Genomic DNA, 13,596 nt, shown 5'->3' on the forward strand with positions numbered 1-13,596 from the left:
ATCGGGGAGGCACTGGTCGTTTCGGAGCCACCAACGATGTGTCGCTAAGACATATAAAACTTTAAAATTTCAGATACTTATGAGATTAATTTTGATCGGCTCTGACTGAATTGCGATTCAATTTTGTCGCAGTCGGACAAAACCTTAAAACTCTTTGTAGCGAAGTTTTCGAAAGCGTGATTTAGACTCTCGGTGATGAGGAAAATTGCAGTTACCCTATTGATGTGTACGGGTGCGTGTACACTGGTTCCGATCCCAACCGACCCTGAGCTGGATCCGGTGGCCGCACCGCTTATCGAACGGTCTGATCCGGAAATGGCCGGCGATTTCAACCTCCTTGTCGAACAACCGGATCCCTATGCCGCCATCATTGCCCAGAATTTTGACGAACTTCGGTTCTTGTTCGAGGGGAATGCACGTCAGTTACAGCTGTCAAACTTTGGCTCGCAGCAAATTCGCTATCCGCAGTTTCGGCCCGGTGCCCAACTCAGATCGACTGGATCGGCCTCTTTGACGATCAATGTATCGCAAAGCTTGTATGACGGCGGCGCGGCATCCGCGCAGCAGTATTCGGGACAGACCGCGGCCATCGCCCGGGAAATCGAAAACCTGGCCGAGCTGACCGACGAAGTCGCGGAAGACATCAATTTTTATCTCGATTATCACCGAAATCTGAAAACGATTTCTATTCTGCGTGAATTCTCACGGGAACTGGAAGACCTTTTGGATCTTGCCAATACCCGTCGCAGCGGTGGTATCGGACGCGCGAATGAAGTTTCGTTGTTTGAGTTTCAATTGGCGGAAGTTCAAACCGATATCGCCATTGCCCAATCGAGTGCCGAATTGGCCCTGGCCCGGCTAAGCAATCTTGACGCGCAATTGTTACAAATCCCGCCGCGGGACCTCAACCTGCTGCAGGACCGTATCCCGCTTTCGGTGATGGAGGCCTTGGCCGAACGCGAAAATCAGCGCAGCGCACTCGAAGTCGCGCGCTCCAACGCGCGCCCCCAGGTCACCGCAGTGGCCAGCGCGGGATTTGATCCGGCGACCGGGTTGCCGACCGACAACCTGGGCATTGATGTGTCGGTGAATGATCCGATCACAATTGGCGGCAATACGAACCTGCGCATCGCCGAAGAGGATCTGAGGCTGGCCGAACTGCAGTTGGAGGATGCCAAACAAGATGCTCAATTGCGCATTCGCCAGATTCTGCAGGAGGTGAACGCCCTGCAGGCCCAACAGGTCAGGGCGGGGGCGCTTGCATCCCAGGCACGCAACCGGTTGGCAGGATTTGAGGACTTGTTCCTCGCTGGCGAAGCGAACATCACCGATGCGGTGAGCCTGATCGATACGGTGCAAGCCACAACGGAGTCGCAAATTGATCTGGAATTTCAGCTGAAGGAAGCGCAGCTGGAGCTGGCGCGTCTATCCGGAAGCTTGATCCCGGCATTTGAATGACAGCCCCAGCAGGGCGGTTGACCAAAATCAAAGGGTAAGATGAGGCACGTCCGAAGGTTCTATGGCGCGGCACGCCGTGCTGATGTGATCGGACGTCGAAAGGAACGGGACGCCGATCATGATCCTGACCGGCGTCCCGTGTTTTCGTTTAGATGACAGAAACGGTGTCTTCGATCTCGACAATGGCCTGGCCATTTTCGAAGACGTTGAAGGTCACGCCGCCATCTGTGACCGATCCGTTGGCGGTAAAGCCATCGGCCAGATCGACAGTGTCATTGTCCTCACCGAAGACGCGCAACGTGTTGCTGTCGTCCGAGATGTTGAGCAGGTCGCTCAACTCGAACCCAAGCGTGTTGCCACCACCATTGAGGTCGATCTGCTCGATCCCGGCGATCTCTTCGTCACCGACAGCCGTCAGATCCAGCGTGAGGCCCGTGCCATCAAGGCGAAGCGTATCGGTGCCGGTTCCCCCGTCGATATCGGCAAAGTCCAGATCGGACACTGCCAGCACATCGTCACCGGCCCCGCCGCGCAGAACATCTGCACCGCCGCCACCGATCACGACGTCATCGCCGTTGCCTGCAACCAAACGATCTACCGCCGTGCTGCCAGTCAGCGTGTCGTTGCCCTCGGTGCCCACTTGCGTGGCCTCGGACCCGAAACCGCCGCCGAAGATGAGGAAGGTGTTTCCGACCGCTTGGCCGTCTTCACCATCTGCCAGCGAGGACCCGACGATCAGATCGTCGAAACCGTCACCATCGACATCGCCCGCACCGCTGACGGCACTGCCAGCCCGATCGCCTGAGATGTTGCCGTTGACGACAAAGCCACCGTTGCCTTCGATCACATCATTCAGATCGACCGCTGTGCCATCTTCCTTACCGAAGACAACGAAGCCTGCACCGACGTTGTTCACGCGCTCTGGGTCCACAAGATCGACGTCCGTTGCACCTACGATCAAGTCATCCAGACCGTCACCGTTGATGTCGCCTGCCCCGCTGACCGAGATGCCAGAGTCGTCATCGCGTCTTGCGCCATTGATCACAAAGCCACCGATGCCCGCCTCGATATCAAGGATGTTGACGTCTGTCAGATTGGTCGAACCGAAGACGACAAAGCTCTGACCGGCGGCATTATTGCCATTGGCCTGCGCAACCGGTGCACCAATGATGAAGTCAGAGATACCATCACCGTTCACGTCCCCGGCCGCACTGACTGAGCGCCCGAAATCATCGCCGATATCGGCGCCTCCGATCACAATGCCACCAGTGCCCTGAGAAATATCGCCAAGGTCAATGGTCGTGCTGATATCGGCACCGCCAAAGACGACAAAGCTTGTGTCTGCATCTGGTGCACCGATCAGCAGATCGTCAAACCCATCGCCGTTGACGTCGCCTGCACTGCTGACAGAAGCGCCAGCGGCGTCGCCTGCGTTTGCACCAACGATGGTAAAGCCACCGGTTCCAGCCTGAATATCGGCAGGATCGACCGCAGTCAGACCTTCGCCGCCAAAGACAACAAAGCTCTCGCCCGCCCCGTCCGCACCACCGGGTGCGCCGACGATGAAGTCATCGAACCCGTCGCCGTTGACGTCACCCGCACTGGCCACTGACGTACCCGCCTCGTCACCTGCGGCCGCACCGGGCAGCTTAATGAGAGGATCAAATGTATCAAGATCAACCGCTCTGGTGTCCCCTTTACCAAAAACGACATATCCAGCGCCGGAAGCACTCCCGCCCCCAAAGTTGAACGGTGCACCCACGATGATATCGGCCAAACCGTCGCCGTTGATGTCGCCACCGCCGCTGACAGAGAAGCCAGCGTTGTTATTGTCGGCCTCACCATTGATCACAAAGCCCCCGATGCCGTTTTCGATGTCAGACAGATCGACAGAAACGCCGCCCTCCTGACCGAAAACCACATAGGCCGTGCCTGAGTCTGTGCCATTGCGGTCAGCGCGGACTGCACCGATCACAAAGTCATCAAGCCCATCGCCATTGACGTCGCCAATATTGCTGGCCGACCCACCGGACCGGTCGCCCGCGTCCACGCCTCGGATCACAAAGCCTGCATCATTGTCGTCAGCTGCGATGTCGCCGATGCTCAGTTCAGGGCTGGGCGGATTGTTGACGTTGTTCACAATGGCCTGGACCTCACCGACCGTGTCGGCATCCACGCCTTCGACAGCGGCGATGGCGGCGTTGACCTGCTCCAGGTTGTCGGCATCGACACCGTTCACGCCAGCCGTTTCAAAATTTTCGACGGTCGGTGCGGGGTTGTTGATGTCGTCTTCGGCGTAGGCCGTGATGATGTCGAGCGCCTCCTGCGCCGGATCAACGGGCGGGTTGTTCACCCCATCGACGATGGCCTGGACTTCCTCGACCGTGTCGGCGTCCACGCCTTCGACGGCAGCGATGGCGGCGTTGACCTGTTCCAGGTTATCCGGCGTCACGCCGACCACACCGGCGGTGGAATAGGTGTCCACCTCGGGTGCGGGATTGTTGATCTCATCCTCGGCAAAGTTGGTGATGATCTCCAGCGCGTCGATCTGAGCGTTCACACCATCAACGATGGCCTGAACTTCCTCGACCGTGTCGGCATCCACGCCTTCGACGGCGGCGATGGCGGCGTTGACCTGTTCCAGGTTGTCGGCATCGACACCGTTCACGCCAGCCGTCTCAAAGTTTTCGACGGTCGGGGCGGGGTTGTTGATGTCGTCTTCGGCGTAGGCCGTGATGATGTCGAGCGCCTCCTGCGCCGGATCAACGGGCGGGTTGTTCACCCCATCGACGATGGCCTGCACTTCCTCGACCGTGTCGGCGTCCGCGCCTTCGACAGCGGCGATGGCGGCGTTGACCTGCTCCAGGTTCTCCGGCGTCACGCCCACCACGCCAGCAGTGGAATAGGTGTCCACCTCGGGCGCGGGGTTGTTGATGTCGTCTTCGGCGTAGGCCGTGATGATGTCGAGCGCCTCCTGCGCCGGATCAACGGGCGGGTTGTTGACGCCATCGACGATGGCCTGCACTTCCTCGACCGTGTCCGCATCCACGCCTTCGACGGCGGCGATGGCCTCGTTGACCTGCGCAAGGTTGTCGGCATCGACACCGTTCACGCCAGCCGTTTCAAAATTTTCGACGGTCGGTGCGGGGTTGTTGATGTCGTCTTCGGCGTAGGCCGTGATGATGTCGAGCGCCTCCTGCGCCGGATCAACGGGCGGGTTGTTCACCCCATCGACGATGGCCTGGACTTCCTCGACCGTGTCGGCGTCCACGCCTTCGACGGCAGCGATGGCGGCGTTGACCTGTTCCAGGTTATCCGGCGTCACGCCGACCACACCGGCGGTGGAATAGGTGTCCACCTCGGGTGCGGGATTGTTGATCTCATCCTCGGCAAAGTTGGTGATGATCTCCAGCGCGTCGATCTGAGCGTTCACACCATCAACGATGGCCTGAACTTCCTCGACCGTGTCGGCATCCACGCCTTCGACGGCGGCGATGGCGGCGTTGACCTGTTCCAGGTTGTCGGCATCGACACCGTTCACGCCAGCCGTCTCAAAGTTTTCGACGGTCGGGGCGGGGTTGTTGATGTCGTCTTCGGCGTAGGCCGTGATGATGTCGAGCGCCTCCTGCGCCGGATCAACGGGCGGGTTGTTCACCCCATCGACGATGGCCTGCACTTCCTCGACCGTGTCGGCGTCCGCGCCTTCGACAGCGGCGATGGCGGCGTTGACCTGCTCCAGGTTCTCCGGCGTCACGCCCACCACGCCAGCAGTGGAATAGGTGTCCACCTCGGGCGCGGGGTTGTTGATGTCGTCCTCGGCGTAGGCCGTGATGATGTCGAGCGCCTCCTGCGCCGGATCAACGGGCGGGTTGTTGACGCCATCGACGATGGCCTGCACTTCCTCGACCGTGTCCGCATCCACGCCTTCGACGGCAGCGATGGCCTCAATGATCTGTGTCAGGTTCTGCGGCGTCACACCCGCAACACGAGCCGCCTCGAAGGTCTCAACCGTAGGCGCAGGATTTTCAGCATCGTTTTCAGCGAAGTTGGCAATGCTGGCAAGCGGATCATTTTCAGGCGCCGGGTCTTCGAGGTTCCCACCACCAGACCCGCCACCGGCTGCTGCCGCGACCGCAAGTCCTGAAGCCCCCAAACCGGCCAACAGGAACGTAAAGTCATCATCGCCTGCAACGGGTGCGGCAGTTTCGAACACCAATGGCTCGTCGAAAGCATAAAAATCCTGAAGGACCAAAATCTCACCGTTGGCGAGCGTCAGGATCAGATCGTCGCCGGACCGGGCCACGTCAGCAATTTCGCCTGAGGCAAGATCGAGATAGATATCCGAAGGGGAAACGATGACAACGCGACCTGCCGCGGCCTCAATGTTGGTTACGGCATTGGTTTCTTTGTTAACGATAGTCGGCATAGCGGGTACTCCCGGTTTGAATTTCATTCGAAAGGCGGCTCGGCTGAATCCTTCGCACCGCTTTAGAGCGTCTCCCACGAAGGGATCTTTGATTTGAAATTCAAACATATTATCCGGCATATAACCTGGACGAATGACGGACTTCTTTCAGAAGGGTAAAAGTATTTAGCCGTTGAATTATCATTATATTTTAAGGGTCTGGCAGGCCGTTTTTGCCCCTGCAGTCGCGCCTGACGGCCGGACACAAAAAGGTTATGATCGGCATGAACTCGCCCAAAGCGCGGCAGCGTCCTGACATGACCCGTCCAGACAGTGCGGGTTTGGCTCTAACGCCAAAATCGGATTCCTGAGGGAGAGACATTTGCGCCAGTTATCCAGACAGAGGTGCCCCTAGATTTTTAGACGCTTTGCTTGGTCATTTTGGACGCAAAGGACGACGCATATGTAAGGGCAAATTCGTTACTCAGATGAGTTCAAGATCGACGCGGTGACGCAGGTCACGGAGCGGGGCTATTCGGTCAAGGAAGTGGCTGAGCGGATCGGGATCCGCTGACCGGCAGGCTCTTTTCTGAAAGAAAAGATGCCGAGAGGGGGCACCAAGTCTCTGTACACTTGGATGGCGAGGTTCTCGAAGCCACAAAGGCAAACCGACCAGGAGGCTGAGGTCAGGCGGCTGAAGAAAGAGCTGGCCCGGGTCACGGAGGAACGTGACATCTTAAAAAGGGTGAGGCTTGTCCGCCATTGGTCCGAAGACAATGCCGAGCGCGTACTTCGCCAGGGATGCAAAGTGAAGTACGCGTTTATCCATTGCCCGGCAGGCGATTTGCCCAGCAAATCTGCCGAGAGGGGACGCGCATCGCCAGCAGCATTCTGTCCGGGTTCTTTGCCAAATGCTGAGCGTTCATCCGAGCGGTTTTTATGCATGGGTTAAGGAACCGTTAAGCCAGCGTGCGTTTGAAGATCGGCGTCAAACCCATGAGCCGCATCAGCCGCATCAGCCGCCTGATCCGCTTTTCATTGACCAGATACCCGTCGTTGCGCAGATGCCAAGTCATCTGGCGGACGCCGAAGAATGGCGTTTCCAGGAACTGCTCGTCGATCTGGCGCATGAGCATCAGGTTCATCGCCGTTTCACCCTTGGGTTGGTAATAAATCGACGACCGCGAAATCGACAGCAGCTTGCATTGCGTGCCTCCCTCTCGGGATCATGCTGCGCATGACCCTGCCGGGCAGTGATCGATAGGCTCGGATTGTCCTTTTCACTCATGCCGCGCCTCACTTCAGGCCCCAGGGCTTGAGCTTTCGTGACAAAGCTAGGGGGACCGTGGCCCCAGCGGGGCCGCGAAAGCCCCCGTACCGTTGGCGACGGCATTGGCGGGTTTTCTCAAACCAATGGCGTTCACCCGCCAATTCACCCGATCTTGGCGTGCAGGTCTTTCATCTGCTCGTCGTCGATTTCTGGGGCTTTCTTTCCGCCTCACTCGAATACGCCGGACGCGCCTTCAAGCAACGCCCGTTTCCAGGCGTGGATCATGGTGGCCTTACGTGACATTCGCTTTGCGACTGCACTGTCGGTAATAGATGCACACCAAACTGGGTGGCAAGTTCAGCCACCGTGCGCTCGCCCTTCAACGCGTCCAGCGCGACTTTTGCCTTGAACTCAGGGTTGTGGTTCTTCCGTTTCGACATCTCTGATCTCCTTTTCGTTGAAGATCAGCAGACAACAAATCGCAGCTTACGTCAGTGTCCGAATTTCGGGGGGGAGCTCAGTATAGAGGCGCAAAATGCTCTGTTTACTATCCCGGCAAGGTTCTTTGCTGTGGAAAACCTGTGCGTCCGCAGGCTGATTTGAATGAATTGGCCTCTTATTCCACTTCCAACAGGTAGACGCCGTCGCCAGACATAAACAGCCCCGCGCCTGGTCACATGATTGAGGCGTTGCATCTTCGACGCTCCGTTTTGAGCATCGGAAAAATTCACGGCCAGCGCGTGCCAACAGGCATCATGTGCGCACTGATGTGTCGCATAGATGTGTAGCGGTGGGATAAAACCTAACTACGCACCAGAACGGCCCCATATAAATCAAAGACTTAGGTTGAAGCTGGCTGGGATGGTAGGATTCCCAGCGGATTTCTTAACCCATTGTGTTTGCAGTAAAAAATTTCGCAACGCTTCACAACGTGATGCAGTCGTGTTGCACATAGAGGCGTTGTCGTCAATTGAAGAGGGTTAAACGTTGGTCGCTATAATGATATCTGGGCAGGGGGGAGGACGCTGGTAAATCTCACATGCATCAGGAGAAGACATAGGCCCATTGCTGCCATTTACGAGCAGGTCCAAATGCTGCGCTCGCAGCCCTTTTTGCGGACATTCGCCGCGCTTGAGAGATCAGTAGCTCCGCGTTACAATTACTTTTTTAAAGTGCGATTGCGACAGCCAGGGATGCTTCGGACATAGCTGGGTGAACATTGGGTTAGCCCTGCCGTGATGTATCTCGAATGAAGCAACGTCGAACATAAGGGGAATTTCAATGAGGATTGCTGCGTTTAATGTCGAAAATCTATTTGATCGCGCTCGGATTATGAACCTAGAAAATTGGGACGACGGACAACCTGTACTTGACGCCTATTCTGAACTTACCTCGTTACTTGAAGAGGAATCTTACTCAAAGACCAACAAAGCCAAGATGGCCAACCTGATGATCGAACTTGACCTCGAGAAGGATGACACAGGGCAGTATGTCACGCTTAGACGCAACCGGGGCCGATTGGTGAAACGACCCAAGTCAGGCGGCATCGAAATCATAGCTGATGGCCGAGATGATTGGATCGGATGGCTCGAGCTTCGCGGTGAATCCGTTAACGAGATTGGAATAGATAATACAGGAAGGGTTATTCGCGATGTCGATGCGGACGTACTCGCGGTGGTAGAGGCAGAGGATCGAGTCGCGCTTAAAGAGTTTGGCGACCAGGTCCTAGAACGCGTCGGTGGCCAACCGTATCCCCATGTGATGATGATTGATGGCAATGATCGGCGCGGGATTGACGTCGGTTTAATGACTAAGAATGGCTACGACATAACGTTAATGCAAAGTCATGTTCATGAACTGAACTCAAAAGGCTACCCAATATTTAGTCGAGATTGTCCAGAATTCCTTGTGGAGACTTCGTCCGGCCAAAAAATTTGGTTTCTTGTGAACCACTTCAAAAGCAAAGGTTACGGTTCAAAAAAAGCGAATGATGCCCGCCGAAAGTCGCAAGCCAGCGCGGTCGCCACATACTATGAGAGATTGAAGAATGAAGGATATGATAACGTCGTTGTCCTTGGTGACCTAAACGACTTACCAGACAGTGATCCGCTGGAACCTTTGCTAAAAGACACTGACCTGCGCGAGGTTTCAGAACATGTGTCATTTGATACTGGAGAGTTTCCCGGAAAAGGAACATACAAGCTTGGGAATGACACCGACAAGATTGACTACATCCTACTGTCGCCAGCGTTGTTCAACAAAGTCACAGCCGCAGGTGTTTTCCGAAAAGGAGCTTGGCCAGGATCAAGACCAAAGCGGTGGGATACCTACAAGGAGCTCAAGAAGAAAATCCATGTTGCTTCTGATCACCACGCCATTTGGGTTGACGTCAGCATGTAGCGGCCACCATTTGCCAGAAATGCAGAATTAGCGCGTTGGGGACACAAAGGCTTTGTTGGGCTCGGCCCAAAGCGGTCATTGGCCTATGGTTCATGATGCTGCGGTCGCAGCCCCTATAGCGGACATTGGTCTTTTTGAACGACTTTTATCGGCCTTTGCGCAAACGCACATATATCAAGGGGCCAACCGAAGTCGCGTTCCCGGCAATAGAAGTGCTCAGGTATACTTCGCGCTGATGGCGAGTTCGGCGCGGATGGCGGCACCAAGGTCAGCGTCCGAGGCATCAGCAGGGACCACACGCGCTTCGTGCCCCGGGATTCCATCATAGCCGCGGCGGGTGACGGGCTTGTGCCCCTTGATCTCAATCTGGCCGTGGATCTCGCGTAGCGTTGCAACGGTATAGCCGCGATAGAAGGCTTTGAAGGTCTTCACGCCTGCCCGTTTCATCATGGCGGCCTCCGCCCGTTCAAAATTCTTGCGCCGGGCTTCGTTCAGCCGGTCGGATTCTTCGCTCGTCGGGTCGATCATCCGGCTGTCAGCAAGGGCCAGTCGGGCGGATCGTCCTAGTTCTTCGTTAGAGCAGGCTGGATCCAGGAAAGCATCATAGCTGTCCGGGTCAATCACGCTGTTCCCGCTGAGATGCTCTGTGTAGATATTGATGAAGAACTGATAGGCTTCGACCGACGCCAGCTTTTGATCGGGGATGGGAGGGCGGCGTCTAATTGTCTCTTCGGCTAGCTTCGCAAATTTCGCCCGCATTTTGGCACCAGCCTCTTCGGGGGTCAGAACTTTTCGTTTCATTGAATAAACCTCACCTGTAGAATTACGCCATTGTCCGAAGCGTATTCGATGGCTCTTTCGATTTGTATGATTTGTTGTCGGTTGGTTCCACGCGGAACAGCCAACAAAAGGCGCTGACTATCAATCATGCCCGCCCGCAAATCTGGACCTGTCCCGCTTTTGTGCCGCCCCAAGTGCTCGTTTAGGCCACCTTGCGTTCGAAAGCGACCGGGCTTTTCCAACCCAGTGCTGAGTGGCGGCGACGCGGATTGTAGAAGCCATTGATGTATTCGAAGATGGCGATCTCAGCCTGCCGCCTCGTTGCCCATGATCGTCGCCAGATCAACTCGGCTTTGATCGTCTTGAAGAAGGTTTCGACCGCTGCATTGTCATAACAATTACCCTTGCCGCTCATGGACACCTTGAGACCATTCTGGCCCTATGCTCTTCGACAAACCTAAATCTCATTGCTTTAGGCCCGCAAAGAACTGGTTCGTCCATTGTCCTCGGACCAATGGCGGAAAATGGCCTCACCCTTTTTTAAGATTTCCCTCTCCTCCTTAAGAAGCCGGTTCTCACGTCGAAGCCGATCATTCTCTTGGGCGAGCTCTAAATCATCTTTCGAAACCACGTTCGTGTCTCGATGTGCTGTGGTCCATGTGTTCAGCGTCGACATGCCAACGCCAAGATCGTCTGCCACCTGCTTACGCGTAAGCCCACTGGTCAGGGCAATACGCACCGCATCAGCTCGGAATTCGTCCGTCCGTTTCAGTCCCATAGTTCGTCTCCTTTATTGCAGTAAATGCTATCAAAGGAGCGGCATCAAACCGCGACAGGTCCACTCAGAGGCTATTGAAATCTAGAAACTTGGGCCGTTCGTTAGGACGGCCCATTGCTGACGTTCGACTGCTTTAACTTTCGCTGCGCTGCGGCTCGCCAAAGGCGACGTTCGCTGCGGCCGCTAATCCGGATTCTGTTGTTTGATCAGTCACCGTCAGAATTAAGTATTAGCTCAATCGGTTTATCCCTTGCTGAGACAATTGGAGTACCAGTTCGGCTATGGAAACACGCTGGGTTGGCTGGTTTAGTTCGATAGCGATCGCAGCCGCCGTTCCCGTCGCCTGTCCCATTGTCATACACTGTGGCATGCCGCGTACAGAAGCAAAAGCTGTGGAGTCTGCGGACAGGATGCGGCCTGCGAACATCAAGTTGGTGATTTCCTTGGGCACGAGCGAGCGGAAGGGAATCGTGTAATATTGCCCGTCTTCGATGGCGGCATCGTGGGTCATGTCCCCCTCCGCCCGCATAACATCGTCTATGGGATTGTCGCAGGCGACGATCCCGTCCTCGAACTTGGTCGCGCGGGCCAGGTCCTCGCCAGTCAGCCGATACATGCCCTGCAACTTGCGGGTCTCGCGCACGCCGCTGGTCGGCGACAGCATGGACATATGGGCCCGCTCAAACCCCGGCACGTCGCTTTGAAGGAACTTTGCCAGTTGGTGACAGCGGCGGCGTCCCTTTTGGGTGGCAGCGCCGACGGCGACAGGATCGGTCCCATCCACCCCGCGAATATGGACCGAGTTGCAGAACACCGATCCTTCGTGAAACCCGCGCATGAGGTAGAGCATTTCGAGGTCTTTGTGCAGGCGACCTTCCGCGATTCCTTTTGCCGCATATTTGCGAAAGTATGGGTCAGGGTCGGCAAAAGCTTGGGTCCAATCGACCCCCATCATGAAAAAGGAAATCGTCACCGCCATCATATTGCCTGACACATCGCCGAGCACATAAGGCACGCCAGCCTTAGCCGAGATGTCGCCATCACCGGAGCAATCGATGACGATTTTTGGCTTAATCGTGAACGGCCCATGCCTGTCGCAGCACGCGACCGATGCAATCCTCTCGCCATCCATGTTGGGCGACAGCGCCATCGCCCCCAGCCGCACTCGAACGCTCGCTTCTTCGAGCATCTCGAACATGGTCATGGTGGCGATGTCGTGGTCGTAGATAATTTCTGGGCCAAAGTTTTCGAGCGTGCAGGCCCGCTTTTCTGCGGCGGGCGGCGACATCGCCATGAGGCGCTCTGTCAGCTCTTCAATCAGCCCGCCAACGATCTCGTCCGTTGGATACCCCCCGCCCCATGGCATGCCGGGGCAAAAGGCCATCACACCACCGATTTTGCTGGTCGCTTCCAAAAGGGTCACATCCAGCCCTTGGCGCCCTGCGGCGACTGCCGCGCCGAAGCCTGCGGTCCCGCCACCGATGACCAGAACATCTGTTTTCTCAAGTCTTTGCATGGCCTGGGGCCTCTCGGAGAATTCGGCGAACGCCGCTAACGCTAGGAGCCTAGTACCAGAAGTCGGGTTTGGAAATGGTCACGTATAGAGGTTGGATCATTGGCTTAGCGCACCGAAATTTCGAGAAGGCGACCGTCCTCACTGAGGTAGTAAAAGCGGCCTTTATATCCTGCAACCATGTTCGCGCCCAAGCTCATCCGATCTAAGCGTTCGGTTTGAGCGAGAAGTGCACCGTCGTCAGCATCACGAAAAGGACCTCTTCGCGGCGCGCCAACAAAGGGTTTACGCGGGAGCCAGCGCCAATCACATTTGTCGCAACAAACACGCGTTCCTCAGGCGGCCCCACGATCATGGTGTAGCCAAAGGTCGTTTGATCTTCTTGCCAAAGCCGATCAAAGCCGGTGTTGGGATCGAAACTCAGGCCGGCGAGATAGCCTGCGCAAGCGTCCGCGATATAGACCCTGCTGTTGACCGGATCGTAGGTTCCCATCGAGAAGTTGAAGGATTTGTCAAAGCTCAGGTCCGCAAAGGGCTGAATGGTATGACGGACGCTGCTCTCGTGCGTCGATACGGCCCAAACCGACATGGGAACTTCCGATGGTGCGCCATTGGTTTGAAAGAAAACCCAATCAGTCCCCACATTGGGCGAGGCGGCAGCGATCTGACCGTCTGCGAGAACGCTCACCGAACCCCAAGCGTCGTCAAAAGTAAGGCTTTCGCCGTCCCACCGATATCGGAAAAGGCTTTCTGCGCCCTGCATATAGACAAAATCTGCCCCGTCATGGGTTCCGACGATCAACCGGCCGAACACAGCTTCTTTGACAGGGACTTCTGCCAAAACATCCAAACTTTCGGGATCAATTGATCCTCCCCCACTGAAGTGGTCCGCCCGTATAGTTATGAAACGGAGGATCAAATATGGGAATCAAACGACACAAGCCGGAAGAGATTGTCACGAAGTTGCGGCAGGTTGAGGTGCTGTGCGGCCA

At 56.2% G+C, this 13,596-nt stretch carries 9 protein-coding genes and 3 pseudogenes; 3 read left to right on the plus strand and 9 right to left on the minus strand.

Annotation, left to right across the window (positions count from 1 at the left end; genetic code table 11):
• The first annotated feature begins 195 nt into the window (after positions 1 to 195).
• A complete protein-coding gene (locus PSJ8397_RS14775) occupies positions 196 to 1,458 on the plus strand; it encodes a TolC family protein (protein ID WP_085865388.1) in 1,263 nt (420 codons plus the stop codon).
• 148 nt (positions 1,459 to 1,606) lie between these two features.
• Here the strand turns inward: PSJ8397_RS14775 and PSJ8397_RS14780 are convergent, their stop codons facing one another.
• Entirely contained in the window at positions 1,607 to 5,884 is a 4,278-nt protein-coding gene (locus tag PSJ8397_RS14780; RefSeq protein WP_159453155.1) for a BapA prefix-like domain-containing protein, read from the minus strand.
• A gap of 454 nt (positions 5,885 to 6,338) precedes the next feature.
• On the opposite strand from PSJ8397_RS14780, the pseudogene PSJ8397_RS17275 reads away from it, so the two are divergent.
• Positions 6,339 to 6,852, plus strand: a pseudogene (locus tag PSJ8397_RS17275) (transposase); the annotation flags it as partial.
• On the opposite strand, the pseudogene PSJ8397_RS17280 reads toward PSJ8397_RS17275, so the two are convergent.
• The 3 genes and pseudogenes from PSJ8397_RS17280 to PSJ8397_RS17430 form a co-directional block, all read right to left on the minus strand.
• Positions 6,835 to 7,071 (minus strand): annotated as a pseudogene (locus PSJ8397_RS17280) (IS3 family transposase); the annotation flags it as partial. The pseudogenes PSJ8397_RS17275 and PSJ8397_RS17280 overlap by 18 nt on opposite strands.
• A 343-nt stretch (positions 7,072 to 7,414) precedes the next feature.
• A complete protein-coding gene (locus PSJ8397_RS16915) occupies positions 7,415 to 7,573 on the minus strand; it encodes a hypothetical protein (RefSeq protein WP_159453156.1) in 159 nt (52 codons plus the stop codon).
• 51 nt (positions 7,574 to 7,624) lie between these two features.
• Positions 7,625 to 7,828 carry a DUF6538 domain-containing protein gene (locus PSJ8397_RS17430; RefSeq protein ID WP_407691754.1) on the minus strand — a complete coding sequence of 68 codons (204 nt, stop codon included), beginning with the start codon at positions 7,826 to 7,828 and terminating at the stop codon, positions 7,625 to 7,627.
• 586 nt (positions 7,829 to 8,414) lie between these two features.
• On the opposite strand from PSJ8397_RS17430, the gene PSJ8397_RS14805 reads away from it, so the two are divergent.
• The gene (locus PSJ8397_RS14805; protein ID WP_085865392.1) at positions 8,415 to 9,533 is read left to right on the plus strand and encodes an endonuclease/exonuclease/phosphatase family protein; all 1,119 of its coding nucleotides are present in this window, start codon (positions 8,415 to 8,417) and stop codon (positions 9,531 to 9,533) included.
• A 216-nt stretch (positions 9,534 to 9,749) separates the two neighbouring features.
• Here the strand turns inward: PSJ8397_RS14805 and PSJ8397_RS14810 are convergent, their stop codons facing one another.
• The 5 genes and pseudogenes from PSJ8397_RS14810 to PSJ8397_RS14825 form a co-directional block, all read right to left on the minus strand.
• Positions 9,750 to 10,334, minus strand: a complete 585-nt coding sequence (locus tag PSJ8397_RS14810) for a contact-dependent growth inhibition system immunity protein (RefSeq protein WP_085865393.1) — start codon at positions 10,332 to 10,334, stop codon at positions 9,750 to 9,752.
• On the minus strand, positions 10,331 to 10,555 hold the full coding sequence (locus PSJ8397_RS17435) for an endonuclease toxin domain-containing protein (protein WP_407691755.1): 225 nt from the start codon (positions 10,553 to 10,555) through the stop codon (positions 10,331 to 10,333). The genes PSJ8397_RS14810 and PSJ8397_RS17435 overlap by 4 nt, the downstream gene beginning before the upstream one ends.
• A pseudogene (locus PSJ8397_RS14815) lies at positions 10,516 to 11,091 on the minus strand (IS3 family transposase). Before PSJ8397_RS14815 ends, PSJ8397_RS17435 begins: the two are co-directional and overlap by 40 nt.
• Before the next feature lie 229 nt (positions 11,092 to 11,320).
• On the minus strand, positions 11,321 to 12,607 hold the full coding sequence (locus PSJ8397_RS14820; protein ID WP_085865394.1) for an FAD-dependent oxidoreductase: 1,287 nt from the start codon (positions 12,605 to 12,607) through the stop codon (positions 11,321 to 11,323).
• Between the two features lie 202 nt (positions 12,608 to 12,809).
• Positions 12,810 to 13,445, minus strand: a complete 636-nt coding sequence (locus PSJ8397_RS14825; protein WP_143515491.1) for a hypothetical protein — start codon at positions 13,443 to 13,445, stop codon at positions 12,810 to 12,812.
• Positions 13,446 to 13,596 lie beyond the last annotated feature (151 nt).

It is taken from the genome of Pseudooctadecabacter jejudonensis, from assembly GCF_900172275.1.
GTDB classification, from domain to species: Bacteria; Pseudomonadota; Alphaproteobacteria; order Rhodobacterales; family Rhodobacteraceae; genus Octadecabacter; species Octadecabacter jejudonensis.

Excerpts from the sequence above, each read along its gene's own strand:
- PSJ8397_RS14775 (WP_085865388.1), top strand. The coding sequence starts at position 196 with ATGAGGAAAATTGCAGTTACCCTATTGATGTGTACGGGTGCGTGTACA.
- PSJ8397_RS14780 (WP_159453155.1), bottom strand. The coding sequence starts at position 5,884 with ATGCCGACTATCGTTAACAAAGAAACCAATGCCGTAACCAACATTGAG.
- PSJ8397_RS16915 (WP_159453156.1), bottom strand. The coding sequence starts at position 7,573 with ATGTCGAAACGGAAGAACCACAACCCTGAGTTCAAGGCAAAAGTCGCG.
- PSJ8397_RS17430 (WP_407691754.1), bottom strand. The coding sequence starts at position 7,828 with ATGCAACGCCTCAATCATGTGACCAGGCGCGGGGCTGTTTATGTCTGG.
- PSJ8397_RS14805 (WP_085865392.1), top strand. The coding sequence starts at position 8,415 with ATGAGGATTGCTGCGTTTAATGTCGAAAATCTATTTGATCGCGCTCGG.
- PSJ8397_RS14810 (WP_085865393.1), bottom strand. The coding sequence starts at position 10,334 with ATGAAACGAAAAGTTCTGACCCCCGAAGAGGCTGGTGCCAAAATGCGG.
- PSJ8397_RS14820 (WP_085865394.1), bottom strand. The coding sequence starts at position 12,607 with ATGCAAAGACTTGAGAAAACAGATGTTCTGGTCATCGGTGGCGGGACC.